The sequence below is a fragment of the Bradyrhizobium sp. genome, assembly GCF_049586575.1.
Taxonomy (GTDB): Bacteria; Pseudomonadota; Alphaproteobacteria; order Rhizobiales; family Xanthobacteraceae; genus Bradyrhizobium.
This window is the reverse complement of record NZ_JBAVCF010000593.1, coordinates 1-3240: the sequence shown is the minus strand read 5'-3', so window position 1 is coordinate 3240 and position 3240 is coordinate 1. Positions and strand designations below refer to the sequence as shown.

Here is a 3240-nt window from a genome sequence, read left to right as displayed (position 1 = left end):
AGGCGAGACTATGCGGCCAATGAGCCGAATTAGTGAGACCACCAAATGTTTATCGCAATGAACCGTTTCCGAGTAGCCAAGGGGTCCGAAGCTGCCTTCGAACAGGTCTGGCTTTCCCGCGACAGTCATCTCGATAAAGTCCCGGGCTTTGTAGAGTTTCACCTTCTCAAAGGCCCCGAAGCCGAAGATCACACGCTGTATGCCTCCCACACGGTCTGGGAAAACCGTGCTGTGTTCGAGGCGTGGACCAAATCAGAGGCATTCCGCGCCGCGCATAGTCGGGCAGGGGACAACAAGCCGCTGTATCTAGATCACCCTCAGTTCGAGGGGTTTGAGGTTCGCCAGACGGTAGGACGCGGCAAGGCAGCCTGACACAACGGCAGTCTGGAAAATATTTGTTCTCGGTCGACCTCTAGTCATATCGGAGCTTTGGTAACGGGTTTCGATTTTGGAGGCGATCCGGCGGCAGATTTAGTGCGGATGCGCATGGTACCTCCCTTTGGATGATCGATTTCGAACGCGTTTGTCTTTCGCACTAGATCGCTTAGCTTGCGAAATCCGAAGGTGCGGGGATCGAAGTCCGAAGCCAGGTTGGCAAGCTGCTTTCCTACCTCGCCCAGAGACACCCAGCCGTCTTCGCTTTCCATCTGCGTGATGACCTTCTTAATGATGGGCGTGGCTTCGCTGAGAGGTTGAAGAGGCTTTGAAGTTGAGGCGGCATCTTGGCTGTTCGCAACACCGGAAAGGAGGTTTTCCGTGTATACGAACCTTCGACAGGCCTGCCGGAAGCTCTCTGGAGTTTTCTGCTCACCGAACCCGAAAACATCGACGCCTTGCTCACGGATGCGGGCCGCGAGTCGGGTAAAATCGCTGTCCGAGGAAACCAGACAAAATCCATCGAACCGACCGCTATGAAGCAGGTCCATTGCGTCGATGACCAACGTTATGTCGGATGCGTTCTTCCCGGTAGTGTAGGCAAATTGCTGTTGAGGTATGATGGCGTGTTTCGATAGCGTATCGGCCCATGCCTTCGAACGAGGATTGGAGAAGTCGCCGTAAATGCGGCGAACGCTTGCCTCCCCAATTTTTGCAATCTCCTCGAACAGTCCGTCCACGATCTTCGCGGAAGCATTGTCGGCATCAATTAGAACGGCGAGGCGAGGTGAACGGAGTTCCGAAGGCATGACATATCCCCAAGATAGCTGGGTGATATAAGCAGAAATTCCGGGGGGCGACGAGCCGCTGGCGACGTGTTGGGACAGCTTCGACAAGCCCAAGTATCGCGCGGGAGGGCGTTCTACCGTTTCAAGGGTTCATTGGCGCGATATCGTCCCAAATATGCGATCCCACAGCGTTGTGCTGACGCCGTAGTTTCTCGTCGCGAATTGATGATGACTTCGGTGGTGCTGAAGCAGTCGTAACGACAACCTATCGGGGCCGTGATGTGCGCAGTGATGCACGAATAGGTACCATGAATAGGCAAATAAACCGCCTGCAAGGAAGGCGCCGCCGGCGATCAAATAGATCAGCGCGAAACAGGCCCATATCTGCCAAAAAATATTCAGGACTGCCGCGTCGGGGTTGGCATGATGAAGCCCATGTTGGGTCGTTACGAGACCATGCAGCACAAAGCGATGAACGACATATTCGGCAAGTGTCCACGTAACGACGCCGGCGGCTAGAAGCGCGACGTTGGAACTCATTCTGAACGGAGAAAGTGCCAGCAGGACGATCGCGAGCGAGGACGCTACCAGCATTTCGCCAAAATAGATGAGGGCGGTCATACGCCACAGTATGCACCCGGACGTAGGCCTTCGCCTATCGAAAGATCGATAAGGCCATGAGGGCATTTCAAAGGATCGGGAGGCACGCTCGCGAGGAGGGCTTCTAGCTTTTGCACCTTGCGAGACGCGTACTCTTAGCGCGACTTGCTCGATGTCCGCTATGCCCTCGATGACGACCAAGTTCTGCATCGCAGCGAAATGTAGCGATGGGCCAATTCCAGAAGTCTTCGTCTCGTCCTTGCCCCCGCGTAGCTCAGACGCTGCGCCCGGGGCTTAGGATGCAAAAAGAGCCAACGAAGAGGTTCGTAACGCAGGTAATGTGGAGTTCCGGTCAGCGCCCTGCGCCCTTGAACGATTTCGCTAACTCACCGGCGGCCTTAAAGGCAGCCATAGCCTGCTTCGTTGTCATGGCAACGGTGGTTTTTGTGTCCGTGTTGCTGCCCCCTGCTGCTCCGACAATCGCTATCGGCGGCGACGCGAGCGAGGCCTCGATGTTTCGTCTTTGCTCGCCTCCGTGTTAGACTTTGCCTACCCGATCAGGGAGAACGGCCATGACCGAGTTCGATGAAGACCGCTTCAATATGGCTATCCGTAAATTTCTGAAGCATGTCGGAGTTACATCGCAGCGTGAAATTGAGAACCTTGTGCGAAGCGGGGAGGTGAAGGGCGGCGAGCTCAAACTGCGAATGACCCTGTCCGCTGAGGGGACGCCGCTGAAACATGTGGTCGAGGAAACAGTCGCGCTCTGACGATTGTCCCGGCTGTGGGAAGTTATGGCCCTGATCCTTACGAAGGCTATCATTGCGATTGCCGGCTCAACGATCCTTGTTGCGACTTTCGTTGTCTATGGGCGCAAAGGGCTGAAACAAGCGATCATTTCGATCGTACCGGGTCGAGCTCACGGCAGTTGTGGCCGTGTCCGGTACGCCCCGAAAGCGGAAGCATGCTCGCTCGCCGGACGCGCCTTCCACTTGACGTCAATTTCTCGCGGGTGCGCGGTGTTGTTGATGCGGGGCTGAGCAAGGCCGCAGCTGCGCGCCAATTTAACATCACGCCGAATACTGTCGCCAAGTGGGCAACCGCTTCCGCGCACAAGGCGTGGTCGCGAGCGACCGTCGCCGCATCCTGCGCCGGCTCGGCCTGAGCAGGTTGGCTGCGCTGGAGCCAACCGAGCCGATCCGCCGCTATGAGCGCAAGCACCCGGGTGAGCTGATCCACCTCGACATCAAAAAGCTCGGCCGCATCGCCTGCGTGGAACATCGCAGCTAGCGAATGTTCGACGTTAACTTCAGGTCATAAACAAAATTTAAAGCGAGAAACTGCTAGCGCGCGTTACACTCGGATCACCTGAAAGCGGGCAATCCCAAGGAGAGAAAAAGGGAGTTCCAATATGTCATTCAACACAACGCTTCGCGTCGGCGCGACCGCTGCCGTCATTGCACTGTTGTCCATTTCA

Annotated in this window: 4 protein-coding genes and 1 pseudogene; 3 read left to right on the top strand and 2 right to left on the bottom strand. The window is 56.1% G+C overall.

Annotated elements, in window-relative coordinates; all coding sequences use genetic code 11:
* Positions 1-45: 45 nt before the first annotated feature.
* A complete protein-coding gene (locus tag WB528_RS22230; RefSeq protein ID WP_423890722.1) occupies positions 46-372 on the top strand; it encodes an antibiotic biosynthesis monooxygenase family protein in 327 nt (108 codons plus the stop codon).
* Between the two features lie 44 nt (positions 373-416).
* Here WB528_RS22230 and WB528_RS22225 read toward each other — a convergent pair whose 3' ends face one another.
* Positions 417-1184, bottom strand: coding sequence for an NYN domain-containing protein (locus tag WB528_RS22225; protein WP_423890724.1), 768 nt, complete (start codon positions 1182-1184; stop codon positions 417-419).
* A gap of 129 nt (positions 1185-1313) precedes the next feature.
* Positions 1314-1784, bottom strand: a complete 471-nt coding sequence (locus WB528_RS22220) for a sterol desaturase family protein (RefSeq protein WP_423890719.1) — start codon at positions 1782-1784, stop codon at positions 1314-1316.
* A 551-nt stretch (positions 1785-2335) separates the two neighbouring features.
* On the opposite strand from WB528_RS22220, the gene WB528_RS22215 reads away from it, so the two are divergent.
* Both WB528_RS22215 and WB528_RS22210 read left to right on the top strand, forming a co-directional pair.
* A complete protein-coding gene (locus tag WB528_RS22215) occupies positions 2336-2533 on the top strand; it encodes a DUF6494 family protein (RefSeq protein WP_423890717.1) in 198 nt (65 codons plus the stop codon).
* Between the two features lie 370 nt (positions 2534-2903).
* Positions 2904-3047 (top strand): annotated as a pseudogene (locus WB528_RS22210) (IS481 family transposase); the annotation flags it as partial.
* Between the last annotated feature and the right edge of the window lie 193 nt (positions 3048-3240).